15 protein-coding genes and 1 other RNA gene are annotated in these 14,351 nt (G+C 65.1%); 5 read left to right on the forward strand and 11 right to left on the reverse strand.

Features of this window, described 5'->3' with window-relative positions; translation table 11 throughout:
- Positions 1 to 30: 30 nt before the first annotated feature.
- Positions 31 to 459 (reverse strand): DUF6481 family protein, encoded by a 429-nt coding sequence (locus IG197_RS10550; RefSeq protein WP_067965665.1) that lies wholly within the window; start codon positions 457 to 459, stop codon positions 31 to 33.
- 219 nt (positions 460 to 678) lie between these two features.
- Here IG197_RS10550 and IG197_RS10555 point away from each other — a divergent pair, with 219 nt between their 5' ends.
- Positions 679 to 1,731, forward strand: coding sequence for an LLM class flavin-dependent oxidoreductase (locus IG197_RS10555; protein ID WP_192318657.1), 1,053 nt, complete (start codon positions 679 to 681; stop codon positions 1,729 to 1,731).
- Positions 1,732 to 1,858: 127 nt separating this feature from the next.
- On the forward strand, positions 1,859 to 2,860 hold the full coding sequence (locus IG197_RS10560; protein ID WP_192318658.1) for an LLM class flavin-dependent oxidoreductase: 1,002 nt from the start codon (positions 1,859 to 1,861) through the stop codon (positions 2,858 to 2,860).
- A gap of 139 nt (positions 2,861 to 2,999) precedes the next feature.
- On the opposite strand, the gene IG197_RS10565 is transcribed toward IG197_RS10560, so the two are convergent.
- The 3 genes from IG197_RS10565 to IG197_RS10575 form a co-directional block, all read right to left on the reverse strand.
- Entirely contained in the window at positions 3,000 to 4,268 is a 1,269-nt protein-coding gene (locus IG197_RS10565; protein WP_192318659.1) for a lytic murein transglycosylase, read from the reverse strand.
- Between the two features lie 192 nt (positions 4,269 to 4,460).
- Complete coding sequence (gene recR, locus IG197_RS10570; RefSeq protein ID WP_192318660.1) at positions 4,461 to 5,066, reverse strand: recombination mediator RecR; 606 nt, start codon at positions 5,064 to 5,066, stop codon at positions 4,461 to 4,463.
- 101 nt (positions 5,067 to 5,167) lie between these two features.
- Positions 5,168 to 5,857 (reverse strand): cell wall hydrolase, encoded by a 690-nt coding sequence (locus tag IG197_RS10575; protein WP_246340908.1) that lies wholly within the window; start codon positions 5,855 to 5,857, stop codon positions 5,168 to 5,170.
- 213 nt (positions 5,858 to 6,070) lie between these two features.
- Between IG197_RS10575 and IG197_RS10580 the strand changes: the two genes are divergently transcribed.
- Positions 6,071 to 7,111 carry a zinc-dependent alcohol dehydrogenase family protein gene (locus tag IG197_RS10580; RefSeq protein WP_192318661.1) on the forward strand — a complete coding sequence of 347 codons (1,041 nt, stop codon included), beginning with the start codon at positions 6,071 to 6,073 and terminating at the stop codon, positions 7,109 to 7,111.
- 82 nt (positions 7,112 to 7,193) lie between these two features.
- Here IG197_RS10580 and IG197_RS10585 read toward each other — a convergent pair whose 3' ends face one another.
- The 4 genes from IG197_RS10585 to IG197_RS10600 form a co-directional block, all read right to left on the reverse strand.
- The gene (locus IG197_RS10585; RefSeq protein WP_067965675.1) at positions 7,194 to 7,517 is read right to left on the reverse strand and encodes a YbaB/EbfC family nucleoid-associated protein; all 324 of its coding nucleotides are present in this window, start codon (positions 7,515 to 7,517) and stop codon (positions 7,194 to 7,196) included.
- Positions 7,518 to 7,535: 18 nt separating this feature from the next.
- On the reverse strand, positions 7,536 to 9,362 hold the full coding sequence (locus IG197_RS10590; RefSeq protein WP_192318662.1) for a DNA polymerase III subunit gamma/tau: 1,827 nt from the start codon (positions 9,360 to 9,362) through the stop codon (positions 7,536 to 7,538).
- Positions 9,363 to 9,479: 117 nt separating this feature from the next.
- An RNA gene (ffs, locus tag IG197_RS10595) (signal recognition particle sRNA small type) lies at positions 9,480 to 9,576 on the reverse strand.
- Positions 9,577 to 9,641: 65 nt separating this feature from the next.
- Positions 9,642 to 10,082, reverse strand: a complete 441-nt coding sequence (locus IG197_RS10600; RefSeq protein ID WP_067965685.1) for a DUF1772 domain-containing protein — start codon at positions 10,080 to 10,082, stop codon at positions 9,642 to 9,644.
- A gap of 149 nt (positions 10,083 to 10,231) precedes the next feature.
- Between IG197_RS10600 and IG197_RS10605 the strand changes: the two genes are divergently transcribed.
- Positions 10,232 to 10,651, forward strand: coding sequence for an HIT domain-containing protein (locus tag IG197_RS10605; RefSeq protein WP_067965687.1), 420 nt, complete (start codon positions 10,232 to 10,234; stop codon positions 10,649 to 10,651).
- 29 nt (positions 10,652 to 10,680) lie between these two features.
- Positions 10,681 to 11,622, forward strand: coding sequence for an NAD(+) diphosphatase (gene nudC, locus IG197_RS10610; RefSeq protein ID WP_192318663.1), 942 nt, complete (start codon positions 10,681 to 10,683; stop codon positions 11,620 to 11,622).
- On the opposite strand, the gene IG197_RS10615 is transcribed toward nudC, so the two are convergent.
- The 3 genes from IG197_RS10615 to IG197_RS10625 all read right to left on the reverse strand — a co-directional run bounded on the left by IG197_RS10615 (position 11,619) and on the right by IG197_RS10625 (position 14,216).
- Complete coding sequence (locus tag IG197_RS10615) at positions 11,619 to 12,404, reverse strand: class I SAM-dependent methyltransferase (RefSeq protein ID WP_192318664.1); 786 nt, start codon at positions 12,402 to 12,404, stop codon at positions 11,619 to 11,621. The genes nudC and IG197_RS10615 overlap by 4 nt on opposite strands.
- Positions 12,405 to 12,607: 203 nt before the next feature.
- Positions 12,608 to 13,471, reverse strand: coding sequence for a prephenate dehydratase (locus IG197_RS10620; protein WP_067965694.1), 864 nt, complete (start codon positions 13,469 to 13,471; stop codon positions 12,608 to 12,610).
- Between the two features lie 16 nt (positions 13,472 to 13,487).
- Positions 13,488 to 14,216, reverse strand: coding sequence for a 3-deoxy-manno-octulosonate cytidylyltransferase (locus IG197_RS10625; RefSeq protein WP_067965697.1), 729 nt, complete (start codon positions 14,214 to 14,216; stop codon positions 13,488 to 13,490).
- Between the last annotated feature and the right edge of the window lie 135 nt (positions 14,217 to 14,351).

Here is a 14,351-nt window from a genome sequence, read left to right on the forward strand (position 1 = left end):
CGGCGAGTGCAGGCGAAGGTCGACCTGCGTTCAGCCGTAGTTGGCCGAAGGCGGCATGCGCTTGCCACGCGCCTTGCGCGCGGCGTAACGCGCGTCGCGCTTGGCCTTGCGCTCGGCTTCGTCGGCGAGCAGGCGGGCGATGCGATCGCCTTCCTCTGCCTCGCGCGCCTTTGCTTCAGCCTGTGCGGCCTCTTCGGCGGCGAGACGTTCTGCTTCAGCCTTGGCTTCGCGTTCGGCCTTTTCAACGGCTTCGCGGGCCAGGCGCTCTTGCCTCAGCTTTTCCTTCTCGGCTTCACGGATGGCGCGAGCCTCGAGGATTGCCTTGCGCTCGGCCTGACGGGCCAGAACGGCCGGATCGTCAGCTGCGGGGCGTGCCTTGTACTTTTCGAGGAGGGCTTTCTTTGCGTCATTGGCGGCGTTCCGCCGCTCAAAGGCGTCTTTTTCTCGGTAGATTGCCAATTTGATTTCCCTAGAGTCACTTCGCGCCGCTTACATACGCGCGCGAAGGCATAGTTCAAGCGCCAAAAAGGCATGTCTCCCATGAATTCGCGTGATGTTGCGGATAGGAAACGCTCTTTGACGCCAATCTCGATATGGATTGTTCACTAGATCGCGTCTGGCGACCTCGTGGAGCGATGGCTACCTCTAGCACAAACAATAGCGACAGGACCAGAGATCATGGAACTTGGCCTCTACACTTTTGCAGACGTTAGCCCAGAGCCGGGGCCTGGTGCCATCGGAGCCCACCAGCGGTTGCGCAATCTGATCGAGGAAATCGAGCTGGCCGACCAGGTCGGGCTCGACGTTTTCGGCCTGGGTGAACACCACCGCCCCGACTATGCCGCCTCGGCACCCGTCATCGCACTTGCCGCCGCTGCCGAGCGCACCAAGCGCATCCGCTTGACCAGCGCCGTTACCGTGCTGTCTTCGGACGATCCGGTGCGTGTGTTCCAGCAGTTCGCCACCCTCGACCAGTTGTCGGGTGGCCGCGCCGAGATCATGGCCGGTCGCGGCTCGTTCATCGAATCGTTTCCGCTGTTCGGCTACAACCTCGAGGACTATGACGAGCTCTTCGCCGAGAAGCTCGATCTGCTCCTGGCATTGCGCGACAGCGAACGCGTGACCTGGCAAGGAACACACCGGGCGCCGATCAACGATCGCGGCGTCTATCCCCGCCCCTATCAGGAGCTTTTGCCGATCTGGATCGCCATTGGCGGCACGCCGCAGTCGGCGGCACGTGCCGGCGTGCTCGGCCTGCCGCTGGCGCTCGCCATCATCGGCGGCGAGCCGGCCCGTTTCGCGCCGCTCTTCGATCTCTACCGCGAGGCGGCGCGCCGCGCCGGCCAGGATCCGGCCAAGCTCGCCACCAGCATCAACGTGCATGGTTTCATCGGCGAGACCACCGAACATGCGGCCGACGACTTCTACCTGCCGCAGGCCGAGGTGATGAACCGCATCGGCCGCGAGCGTGGCTGGGGCCCAACGTCGCGGGCGCATTTCGACCAGTCGCGCGGCGCCAACGGCGCGCTGTTCGTCGGCAATCCGGAGCAGGTGGCAGAGAAGATCGTGGCCCAGCACAAGATCTTCAAGAATGACCGCTTCCTGCTGCAGATGGCGATCGGCATCATGCCGCACGACAAGATCATGAAGGCGATCGAGCTCTACGGCACCAAGGTGGCGCCGCTGGTGCGCAAGGAACTGGGCGTTTCCGCTATCGGCACGGCGGCGTGACGGAGCAGCCGAAGAGCACTCCAGAGCGCTTCAACCACTGGACCAAAACATACCTTCGGCGGGAAGGTTTGTTTGCGCAGATGACGCTTCCTATATCCGGCGGGTCCCCACCCGCCGGAGCTGCCTCATGACAACCTTGTCCGTCCTCGACCTTTCCCCGGTCACCGAAGGCAGCACCGCCGCCCAATCGCTGAAGAACACGCTCGACCTCGCCCGCCACGCCGAAAAGCTCGGTTTCCATCGCTACTGGCTGGCCGAGCACCACAACATGGCCGGCATCGCCAGTGCTGCAACCTCTGTCGTCATCGCCCATGTCGCGGCCGGCACCAGCACCATTCGCGTCGGCGCCGGCGGCATCATGCTGCCCAACCACGCGCCGCTGGTCATCGCTGAACAGTTCGGCACACTTGCCGCCCTGCACCCCGGCCGCATCGACCTCGGCATCGGCCGCGCGCCCGGCACCGACATGCTGACCGCGCGCGCCCTGCGCCGCAATCTCGAGGCCGGCGTCGACAATTTCCCGCAGGATGTCGTCGAGCTGATGGGCTATTTCGATCCGGCAACGCCCGAACAGCGCATCCGCGCCGTGCCCGGCGAGGGCGAGCAGGTCGAAGTCTGGGTGCTGGGATCAAGTCTCTATGGCGCGCAGCTCGCCGCCATGCTTGGCCTGCCCTACGCCTTCGCCTCGCACTTCGCCCCTTCTGAGCTCGACCATGCGATCGAGATCTACCGCTCGCGCTTCCAGCCGTCGGAGCGATTGGCCAAACCCTATGTCATGGCCGGCATCAACATCGTCGCCGCCGATACGGACGCCGAGGCGAAGCTTCTGTTCAGCTCGGTACAGCAGGCCTTCGTCAACCTGCGCAGCGGCCGCCCCGGCCGCCTGCCCGCGCCGCTCGAGGGCTACGAGCGCGAGCTCGACCCCGTCGCGCGCCAGATGTTGTCCCAGACGCTTGCCTGCGCCGTCGTCGGCTCACGCGACACGGTCCGGCGCGGCGTCGAGGCATTCATCGCGCGTACCGGTGCCGACGAACTGATGGTCACCGCCCAGGTGTTCGACCATCAATCACGCAAGCGTTCGTATGAGATTCTTGCGGAAGTCGGTGCCGGATTGGCGAAGGCGGCGTAGCCGTTCCTTCGCCCCGTTTACGAGGAGAGGGAAGCCAAGCGAGCGTGCGAGCACAGCAGAGTGAGGGGCAGGGCTGAACTCGGAAGTTGGCACCGTCCCTCATCCGGCCCTTCGGGCCCCGTAAACGGGGCGAAAGAAATTACCGCATCGCCTCGAGGAGGCCCTTGTCGGGAAAACATGTCGCCGCGCGGCCATTCTTCGCCTGCCAGTCGCCGATCGACCGGCGCGTCTTGAAGCCCGGCAGACCGTCGGCGCCGCCGACGTCGTAGCCGAGCTTTTCCAGGCCGCGCTGCATCGTGGCGACGTCGGAGCGGTAGAGCCCGTCGACCTTGCCCCAGTTGCCCACGAAACGTCGGTCGCCGGACGCGATCCGGTCGGCGCCGTGGCCGATGAACAGCGCGTAGACGTCGCTCTCGTTGTAGTGCTTGAGCACATAAAAATTGGGCGTGACAATGAAGGCCGGGCCGTTGCGCCCCGCCGGCATCATCAGGAAACCCTCGGCCCGTGCCTCGTTCCGAGGGAACGGCTTGCCGCCAACGCGGGTGATACCCATCGCGGCCCAGTCCGAGATCTTCTTGCCTTGGTCGGGGCCTTCCAGAGCACAGGCGACGCTCTCCGGCAGCGACACCTCGAAACCCCAGTCGCGGCCCTTTGCCCAGCCATAATGGACGAGATAGTTGGCTATGGAGGCCAGCGTGTCAGGCGTCGAGTTCCAGATGTCGGCGCGGCCGTCGCCGTCGAAATCGACGGCATGCTTCAGGAACGAGGTCGGCAGGAACTGCGGCTGGCCGAGTGCACCGGCCCAGGACGAGCGCATTGCCTTGCGACTGACCAGCCCGCGTTCGACCATCTCCAAACCGGCCAGCAACTCCTTGCGGAACATCTCCTTGCGGGTCGCCAGGAAGGCCTTGGTGCCGAGAACCTCGAAGGCATCGTACGGCATCTTGGCGGCACCGAAGCCCGACTCGCGCCCCCAGATCGCCAGCACCACGCCGCCTGGCACGCCGAAACGCTTTTCGATCGCAGCGAGTGTCTTCGCATTTGCGCCCGCCCGCGCGCGCCCGCCTGAGGTGACGGCACCGAGCGTCTTTTCGGAGAAGTAGTTGCCGGGCGAGCCGAACTCGGCCTGGTGCTGTTTCTTCGGTGTCTTCGGCTTTTCGCCGGGGAGCACGAGATCGGGCAGTTTGAGATTGGGTTTTACGCCTTCGAATGCCGCATCGAAGGTCGCCCGGGAGATACCCTTGGCGCTGGCTTCCGGCCACAGGTCCTTGGTCAGCCAGGCCTGGAACTGGTCATCGATCCTGGCGGCGGAGGCAGGGGCGGCACCGAACGTGACGAGCGCTGCTGCGAAGGCGGCCAGCACAGAGAGCTTGCGTCTCTTCGCACCCCCCTCTGGCCTGCTGGCCATCTCCCCCGCAAGGGGGGAGATCAGCTGTCGCCACCGTTTCCGCCAATCGCCAGCGTAGCCAGATGGGCAGCGCGCCAGAAGCTGCCAATCTCCCCCCTTGCGGGGGAGATGCCCGGCAGGGCAGAGGGGGGTAGGACGGAGCTGCGAAGATTCAGAAAGTTTGCTCATGCAGCTTCCTTCACCGCAATTGCGTCAAAAGGCGGTCCGCGACTTCAATGCGGCCGACAGCGTGCCCTCGTCGAGATAATCGAGCTCGCCGCCGACCGGCACACCATGCGCCAGCCTCGTCACCTTGACGTCGAAACCGGAGAGCTGGTCGGTCAGATAATGCGCGGTCGTCTGGCCCTCGACGGTGGCGTTGACGGCCAGGATCACCTCGCTGACCCCGCCCTCGGCGATGCGGGTGACCAGTTGCCTGATGGTCAGCTGATCGGGGCCGACGCCGTCGAGCGGCGACAACGTGCCGCCAAGCACATGGAATTTCGCATTCATCGCGCCGGCCCGCTCCAGCGCCCAGAGGTCGGACACGTCCTCGACGACGATGATGGTGGTGGGGTCGCGGCGTGGATCGGTGCAGATCATGCACGGATCGGAGGTGTCGACATTGCCGCAGGTCGAGCACACCCTGACCTTGTCGACCGCCTCGCCCATGGCGGCGGCCAACGGCGCCAGCAGCTGTTCTTTCTTCTTGATCAGGTGAAGGGCGGCGCGGCGGGCCGAACGCGGGCCGAGCCCCGGCACCTTGGCCAGAAGCTGGATCAGGCGTTCGATCTCGGGGCCGGCGATTCGCTTGGACATGGAAGCGATATAAAACGACTAGGCAATGGTGAGTAGTGAATAGTGGGCCGAGGAGCGGCTGCGGCCTCGTTCCTCCACTCGCTACTGACTTTTCGCCATCCTCATTCCATCGGCCGTTCCTGGCTCGCAATGAGCGCGCCGATCGCGTCGGCGTTTTCCGGTGTCGCCTGAAACGACATCGCGCTGGCCAACGCCGCGTCGGAGCCGGCAGAAGCGACCGTGGTCGGCTGCTGCTCGACGACGCCCGGCAGCGTCGGCTGTGCGGCGGAAGCGACCATCGTGTCCGGCTCGGCCACGGGCAGCTTGCGCCGGCTACGCTTCTCGTAAAACGCATTGCCGCCGGCGACTGTGGTGTAGTGCATGTTCTTGTAGGGGAACTTCAGCCCGGCGGTATGGAAGAACATCACCTCTGGCTTCACCTTGGGGTGGCGCTCGCCCTTGAGCACGGATTCTGCTGCCGCCTGCACGTCGGGCAGGGCCTGCGAATTCATCGGCCGCGACAGCACGCCGGGCGCGAACTGGCCCTTCTGGCCGACGACGCCGCAGACAGTGTCACCATATTCGCCCGACTTGAGCCGGTTCATGACGACACTGCCGACGGCAACGAGGCCATCGCGGCTCGAGCGGTTGGATTCGAAGAACATCGCGCGCGCCAGGCATTCCTTGTCCTTCGCCGAATAGGCGTAGGAACCCGAACGGACCGAGCTCGTGGTGATCCCGTCAGCGAGCTTGCTGGTGGTGCACCCGGAAACGATGAACGGCGAGGCGACGACGCCGACCAAAATCGGCATCTTCCAATTTTTGGCGATCAAAAGCGCCCCTCTCGTAAGCCCGCCACGTCCCCAGATTGCAGCAAGAATGCGCCCGTTTCGGGCAAAATGATGGCCGAGCGGCAGACAGCGCCTCCTGGCCGGGCTCGCCTCTGCAACGGCCGGTCGTTATGGTCAGGTCAATGACAGGCAAAGGCACGCATTCTGGCGGCCGAAAATCAGTTGGAGGCGACCATGAAAGCCGTGCTGTTCGAACAATTTGGGCAACCGCCGAAGGTCCAGACTGTCGCCGAACCAGCGCCTGCACCCGGCGGCGTAGTGATCAAGGTCGAGGCCACCGGGCTCTGCCGCAGCGACTGGCATGGCTGGATGGGACACGACGCCGACATCACCCTGCCGCATGTGCCGGGCCACGAACTCGCCGGCATCATCGTCGCCGCCGGCCGGCAGGTCACGCGCTGGAAGGCCGGCGACCGCGTCACCGTGCCCTTCGTCGGCGGCTGCGGACGCTGCTTTGAATGCACCTCGGGCAATCACCAGGTCTGCGAACACCAGTTCCAGCCGGGCTTCACCGCCTGGGGTTCGTTCGCCGAATATGTCGCTGTCGATTTCGCCGACACCAACCTGGTGCGGCTGCCCGACAGCATGGATTTCGTCACCGCAGCCAGCCTCGGCTGCCGCTTCATAACCTCGTTCCGCGCCGTCGTCGACCAGGGCCGTGTCAAGCCAGGCGAATGGGTGGCAGTGCACGGCTGCGGCGGTGTCGGCCTGTCGGCGATCATGATCGCGGCAGCGTCGGGCGCCAATGCAATCGCCATCGACCTCTCGGACGAGAAGCTCGCCTTTGCCAGGAAAATGGGTGCGGTTGCGACGATCAATGCCTCACGCGAGACGGATGTCGTCGGCGCGGTGCGCGAGCTCACGGCGGGCGGTGCGCATCTCTCGCTCGACGCACTCGGCCATCCCGCCACCTGCTACAACTCGATCGCCAACCTTCGCCGGCGTGGCCGCCACGTCCAGGTCGGGCTGATGCTCGGCGACCATGCCGATCCCAGGATCCCGATGGGCAAGGTGATCGCCCATGAACTCGAAATCCTCGGCAGCCACGGCATGCAGGCGTTCCGCTACGAGGCGATGATGCAGATGATCGAGGCAGGCAAGCTTGCCCCGCAATTGCTGGTCGGCAAGCACATCAGCCTCGACGACGCCCCGGCAGCGCTGATGGCCATGGACCGGTTCGAAGGACTGGGGATCAGCGTCGTGACCAGATTCTAGGAGAACAGTGAACAGATAGATCAGGAACGGCGCCTGAACCTCAAGCGCCGCGCCGCCATTGGCTACTCGCTATTGCCTATTCTCAGAACGGCAGCTTCATGCCGGGCGGGATCGGCAGGCCGGCGGTCAGCGCCTTGGTCTTTTCCTGCATCGTCGCCTCGACCTTGGCCTTGGCATCGTTATGCGCGGCGACGATCAGGTCCTCGAGAATCTCGCCCTCGCCTTCCCTAAGCAGCGACGGGTCGATCTTCAGCGCCTTCATTTCCGACTTGCCGGACAGGGTTACCGTCACGAGGCCGCCGCCGGACTGGCCGGTGGCTTCGAGCAGGGCAACTTCTTCCTGCATGGCCTGCAGCTTGGCCTGCATTTCCTTCGCCTTGCCCATCAGGCCGAGGAGATCCTTCATCGTCTTTGTCCTTTCGTCTCAGAACGGGTCGTCATCGTCATTGTCGAGACCGATGCCCGGATCGGGCTGCAACTCGGTGTCGGTATCGATATCGGGCGCATCCGGTGTTGTCGGCAGCCGCACGTCGATGATCTTGGCGCCGGGAAAGCGCGCCAGGATCGCCGCCACCGTCGGGTCCGCCTTGGCGTCTGTCAGCGCGACTTCGCGCTTGGTCGCCTCGATCTCGGCAAGCGTCGGCCCGCCTTCTTCCTTGGACAGCGACACCATCCAGTGACGTCCGGTCCAGGCCTTCAGCTTCACCGTCAGATCGTTGAGGAAGGTACGCGGGGCGTCCGAAGTCAGGCTGCATTCGATATGGCCGGGCTCGATGCGCACCGGGCGCACGGCACGGCGGATCAGCACCTTGAAGGCCATTTCGCGATTGGCTTCGGCAAGGTTCGCGAGTTCGGCGATGGTGCGCACAGGCACGACATCGACAACCGGTTCCGGCGCCGGCGTCGGCGCGACAAAGGCCGTAGGCGCTGGCGCGCTTTCAACCAGGCGCATCGCCTGGCCGCCGCCATTGCTGACCGGCATGCGCGCCTGCGACACGGCCGAAGCGCCTCCGCCATTGCCGCCGCCAGCGGGCATGCCGCCATTGCGGGGTGCGCCGGAAGGCTGCGGCGGCGCGTCGCCGAGGGATTTCAATGCCTCGTCGAGAGTGGGCAGATCGGCGGCATGCGCCAGCCGGATCAACACCATCTCGGCGGCACTGACCGGACGATTGGACGACTGCACCTCGGGAATGCCCTTGAGCAGCATCTGCCAGGCACGCGACAGCACACGCACCGACAAGGCCTGGGCGAATTCCACGCCGCGCTTGCGCTCGTCCTCGGACAGCGAGGCGTCGTCGGCCGCCGACGGCACGAAGCGCAGGCGGGTGACCAGATGGGTGAATTCGGCAAGGTCGTTGAGCACAGCCACCGGGTCGGCGCCGGTATCGTACTGGGCGCGCAGCTCGCCAAGGGCAGCGGCGATGTCGCCCTTCATGATGTTTTCGAACAGGTCGACCACCCGCGCCCGGTCGGCAAGGCCGAGCATGGCGCGTACAGCTTCCGTGGTCACCGTACCGCCGCCATGGGCAATGGCTTGGTCGAGGATGGACAAAGAATCGCGCGCCGAGCCCTCTGCCGCGCGCGCGACCATGGCAAGCGCGTCGTCCTCGACCGAAATGCCTTCCTGCCGGGCAATGTTGCGGAGATGCCCGACAAGCTTGCCGGCGTCGATACGGCGCAGGTCGAAGCGCTGGCAGCGCGACAGCACCGTGATCGGAACCTTGCGGATTTCAGTGGTGGCGAAGATGAACTTGACGTGGGGCGGCGGCTCTTCCAGCGTCTTCAGCAGGCCGTTGAAAGCCTGCGTCGAGAGCATGTGCACCTCGTCGATGATGTAGACCTTGTAGCGCGCCGACACGGGCGCATAGCGGACACGGTCGATGATATCCCTGATGTCGTCGATGCCGGTGTGGGACGCGGCGTCCATCTCGATGACGTCGACGTGGCGTCCTTCCATGATCGACTGGCAGTGCTCGCCGAGCACCGACAGGTCGACCGAGGGGCGGTCAATGTCAGCGGTCTTGTAATTGAGCGCGCGCGCCAAGATGCGGGCGGTGGTGGTCTTGCCGACACCGCGGACGCCGGTCAGCATCCAGGCTTGGGCGATACGACCCGAGGAAAAGGCGTTGGTGAGCGTCTGGACCATCGGCTCCTGGCCGACGAGTGCGGTGAAATCCGCAGGACGGTACTTGCGCGCGAGAACGCGATAGGCGCCGTCCTTGGTCTTATCGGTCTGTCCGGCTTCGCTCATCCGCCCCGTTCGCCCGTTGGTATTGGCGCCCCTGCCACGGCCACGAGGGCCGATTCCGCGAAACGAGTTTCGCCCGCACGGCGCAACGCCGTCAATGACGCGGAGAAGGGCGAAGAGGCGGGAGGCTGGAACAATGACCCGTTCCGGGCTCGTTAGGGCTGCTTCCTTCCGGACCTGACCCGGTTGGCGAGTGGATCGTCCACCACCAACCTCCCAATCTCCATATCGGCAATTGCCGCACCAATTGCAAGAGCCTTGGGCGACATGTCGATGCGGCGATCAGGCACCGCCGGAATTCAGCGCCCAGAGATAGGAAAGCGTTGCCGCGATGCCGAGGCCGGTGCGCAGCGCATGCAGCGTGCCCCAATGCACGATCAGCCTGCGGGATGCGACACCGCCCTCTTCGTTCGGTATCGCCTCGATGCGCTTGTTGGTCGGCATGATGCCAAGCAGCGTATAGGGCCAATTGGCAAGCATCAGCGCGGCGCCCACCACCCAGCGCCAATCCGCGGTCAGCCAGGCGGTGAGAAGGCCGAGCATGCCGGAGGCGAATGCCAGGCTCGCCTGCATGGTGAAGCCGGCGGCATAGCTCGGCTTCCACTGGGCAAGCAGATTTTTGTCGTCGAGGCCAAGCCGTGCGGGCTGTTCGGCGAAATTGATGTAGAATGCCGCACCGGCAAAGGCGGCCGCGAGAACCAGAGCAAGCTGACCGGCAAACATTGCGCATCTCCGCTGACGTTCGACGCATAGCATATCGGTGCAACGCGCGGTGCGTCACTGCGCCAACGTTTCAGGGCCAACCTTTTCAATGATTCGCTTGCAGCCGTGACAGCCACACTCTAGCCTTCGATCAAACAAGGGAAACGCCAATGATTTCGGGGCTCAAGGCCGGGTTTACGCTGGATTCGCGTCTCGACGCCGACAGCGAACCGCTGATGTGGCTCGGCCTTTGCGAATTGCGCGTCATGAACGACCAGCGCTGGCCCTGGCTGGTGCTGGTGCCGCAGCGCCCCGGCGTCGAGGAAATCCATGACCTGACCCCGCTCGACCAGGCGATGCTGACCTTCGAGAGCAACATGGTGGCGCATGCGCTGAAGCGTGCAACCGGCTGCGCCAAGATCAACAGCGGCGCGCTCGGCAACATCGTGCGGCAACTGCATTTTCACGTCGTCGCGCGCACCGAGGGCGATCCCGGCTGGCCCGGCCCGGTCTGGGGCCATGGCGTGCGCCAGCCCTATCGCCGCGACGATCTCCACCGGTTTGCCGAGAGCATCAAGTCGGCTCTATAACGCTGCCCTGACGCACACCAGAGTTCCAGATGCCTTTCAGCCTGTTCGACGCCCCCCAGCGTGAAGCCAGCCATTTCCTCGGCTTCTCCGGCAACATCATCGACCGCCAGTCGGAAAAGCGCAGCGACGATTCGGCTGTGAAGGCCCTCGCCGAACCCGGCGCGAGACTGATTCTGGTCGCGCAAGGGCGGTTGCTGCTCGATTTCAGCGGCGGGTCGGCCACCCCCTATTTCTCGCGCGCGGCAGCCGAGGCGCTGGGGGCTGGGACCGGCGAGGCGATCCTGCTCGGCCGCGCTGACGACATCGCCATGCTGGCCCTGCCCGTCGCTGCGGAGCAGGAGGGCCTACCGGAGCACATCAAATCCATCGACTTCCGATCGATTCTGGCGCAACGCCTGACCGACGAAGCCGGTCTCGGCGCCCTGGCGCAGGGCGCGGCACTGCTTGCCTGGCATGCCAGCCACCGCTTCTGTGGCCGCTGTGGTGCTGCAACCGAAATGCGCGCCGGCGGCTACAAGCGCCACTGCACGGGATGCGGTACCGAGCATTTCCCGCGCACCGACCCCGTCGCCATCATGCTGACGGTGTCGGGCGACAAGTGCCTGATGGGGCGCGGCCGGCATTTCGCGCCGGGTGTCTATTCGGCGCTCGCCGGCTTCATCGAGCCGGGCGAAACCATCGAGGCGGCGGTGCGGCGCGAAACGCTCGAGGAAGCCGGCATCCGGCTCGGTCGCGTCGTCTACCATTCGAGCCAGCCCTGGCCGTTCCCCTACTCGCTGATGATCGGCTGCTATGGCGAGGCGCTGAACGAGGACATTTCAAGGGACACCGACGAACTTGAGGACTGCCGCTGGTTCCCCCGGGCGGAGGTCCTGCAGATGCTCGCCGGCACCCATCCCGGCGAGCTCAGGGTGCCGCCGGGACATGCCATCGCGCACCAGCTCATCCGCACCTGGGCGGAGAGCAACTAGGGCGCAGGCCTCGCCTTCACCCAGCGAAACTGATTGGCAAGCGCGACCTGACCATCCGCGCGAACATAGGGCGCAATGGCATCGACCAGCGCGTCCCGAACTCTGTCGGCCCCCGAATGGCGTTCGGCGCGCGTGACAATCCCGGCCGAAGCGAAGGCTCGCAAGGCTATGTCCTTACCGGGAAAGACGATGGTGGCGTCAAGTTGCCCGTCATCGATCGGCTCAAGCCCGGCCTTGCTCATGAACGCCTCGATCACCCCGGGGTTCGAAAGCGGTGGCACAGCAGATGCGGGCGAAGGTGGCAGCAACGGCCCGAGCGCGCTCATCGCTGCCAGCTGCAACTGGCTCTTGTCGCGCTGGCCCCAAACCAGCATGAAAACAATGCCGCGGCCGTCGCAAACCCGAGCCGCCTCGCTGAGGGCGCGGACCATGTCGCCTGCGAACTGGAAAGCGTTGATGCCAGTCACGATGTCGAAGGCGCCGTCTACGAAGGGCAATTCCTCCATCTCGCCGACTTCGATGCTGGCGTCAGGCAAGCGCTGTCGTGCGATGGCCGCCAGCGCCCCCGACGCGTCGAGGCCTGCGACGGCCGCGCCACGCTCTCGCGCAAGACTTAGCAATCCACCGGCGCCGCAGCCGACATCGAGCAGCCTCTTACCTCGCCCGACGCCGACCAGCGTCATGACATTTTCGAACACCGGCCGCCATGCGGGTTCCTGGACTTCGGCCCAGTCGCGCGCCTTGGCGCCCCACAATTCCCCCTGGATGGCAGCCGTACCCATGGGCTTGTCCTAGCGCAGCCGATGCTGCGCCAGGTGCAGCGAACGCACAATTCAATCTGTGGTGAGACGAGACGATAGTGGCCTGGCGGAGGTCCTGCAGTTGCGCGCAGGCACCCATCCCGGCGAGCTCCGGGGTGCCGCCGGGAAATACCATCGCCTACCAGCTCATCCACGCCTGGGCGGACGAGGGCTGACTGAAATGCTCAGTCGGCGACCTGCCACGCCTCGCGGGAATCGCTCGCCGGGTAGACGCCGAGGATGCGCACCTCGCGTGAGAAAAAGCGCAGCTCCTCCAGCGCGTGGGTGACACCCGGGTCCTCCGGATGGCCCTCGATGTCGGCGTAGAACAGCGTCGCAGTGAAGGCGCCGAGCTGGTAGCTCTCCAGCTTGGTCATGTTGACGCCGTTGGTGGCGAAGCCGCCCATCGCCTTGTACAGCGCCGCCGGTACGTTGCGGACGCGGAACATGAAGGTCGTCATCATCTTGGCATCCTGGCTCGGACGCTCGACCCACTGCTTGTTCTTGGTCAGGACGACGAAGCGCGTGACGTTGCTGTCGGTGTCCTCGACATTCTCTTCCAGTATGTCCAGGCCATAGAGCGAGGCGGCGAGACGCGGCGCGAGCGCCGCCATCGTCCGGTCCTTGACCTCGGACACCAGCTTGGCGGCACCCGCGGTGTCACCGGCGATCACCGGCTTCCAGCTGTTCTTGCGGATGTATTTGCGGCACTGGCCGAGCGCGTGGATGTGGCTGTGCACGGTCTTGATCTCGGAACGCTGAACGCCCGGCAGGACCATCAGCTGGAAATGGATCGGCAGGAAATACTCGCCGACGATGTGCAGCTTCGATTCAGGCAACAGGTGATGGATGTCGGCGACACGGCCGGCGATCGTGTTCTCGATCGGGATCATGGCGAGATCGGCCTTGCCGGTCTCCACCGCGTTGAAGGCATCTTCGAAGGTCGCGCAGGGCAGCGGCTCCATGTCGGGGAACATGTTGCGGCAGGCGGTGTCGGAATTGGCGCCCGGCTCGCCCTGGAAGGAAATCTTGTTGGTCGTCGTCGGCATGGTCGGCCTGTCTGTTCTAGTTCGAGAGAAGTTCGCGCGCGCGTTCGAGATGCTCCGGCGTGTCGACGCCCAGCGGCACCGTGTCGACGATTTCGACGTCGATGCGCATGCCGGCTTCCAGCGCGCGCAGCTGCTCGAGACGCTCGCGCTTTTCCAGCGGCGACGGGCCGAGCCCGACGAAGCGTTCGAGCGCTGCGCGGCGGTAAACATAGAGCCCGACATGATGATAGAGCGGGCCGTCGCCCCAGGGCGCCGTCGCGCGGGTGAAGTAGAGTGCCCTCATCCGCCCGGCCGACAGTGGCGAACCGATGATCTTGGGAACGTTGGGATCGACCTTTTCCTCGTGGCGGGTGATTTCGACACCGAGCGTCGAGATGTCGACCGACTCGTCCTCCAGCGGCCGAAGTGCTGCCTGGATGATCGCGGGATCGATCGTCGGCAGGTCACCCTGGACATTGACGACGGTGTCGACCGTACCCTTCGGATCGAGCGTCGTCAGTGCCTCGAAGATGCGGTCCGAACCCGACTCATGGTCGGCGCGTGTCATGACCGCCTCGAAGCCGTGCGTCCGCACCGTTTCCGCGACCATGTCGCTGTCGGTCGCCACGACCACGCGGCCGAGCCCGCATTCGGACGCGCGGGCCGCTACGTGGACGATCATCGGCCGGCCGGCGATGTCGGCCAATGGCTTGCCCGGCAAGCGTGTCGAGGCCATGCGGGCGGGGATCAGGACAAGGGTGGACATGGCTTGGCGACTGTTTCTAATGGTGTTGGAAAGTGTCAAAAGGTCTCACTGGAAGGGCCCTTATAGGTGTTGCAACCGGCAAGCAAAAGACCTAGTTTCCGCGCGATTTGACCCGGCCAGCCGGGCGACAGACGA

Source organism: Aminobacter sp. SR38 (assembly GCF_014843375.1).
In the GTDB taxonomy this organism is placed as follows: domain Bacteria; phylum Pseudomonadota; class Alphaproteobacteria; order Rhizobiales; family Rhizobiaceae; genus Aminobacter; species Aminobacter ciceronei.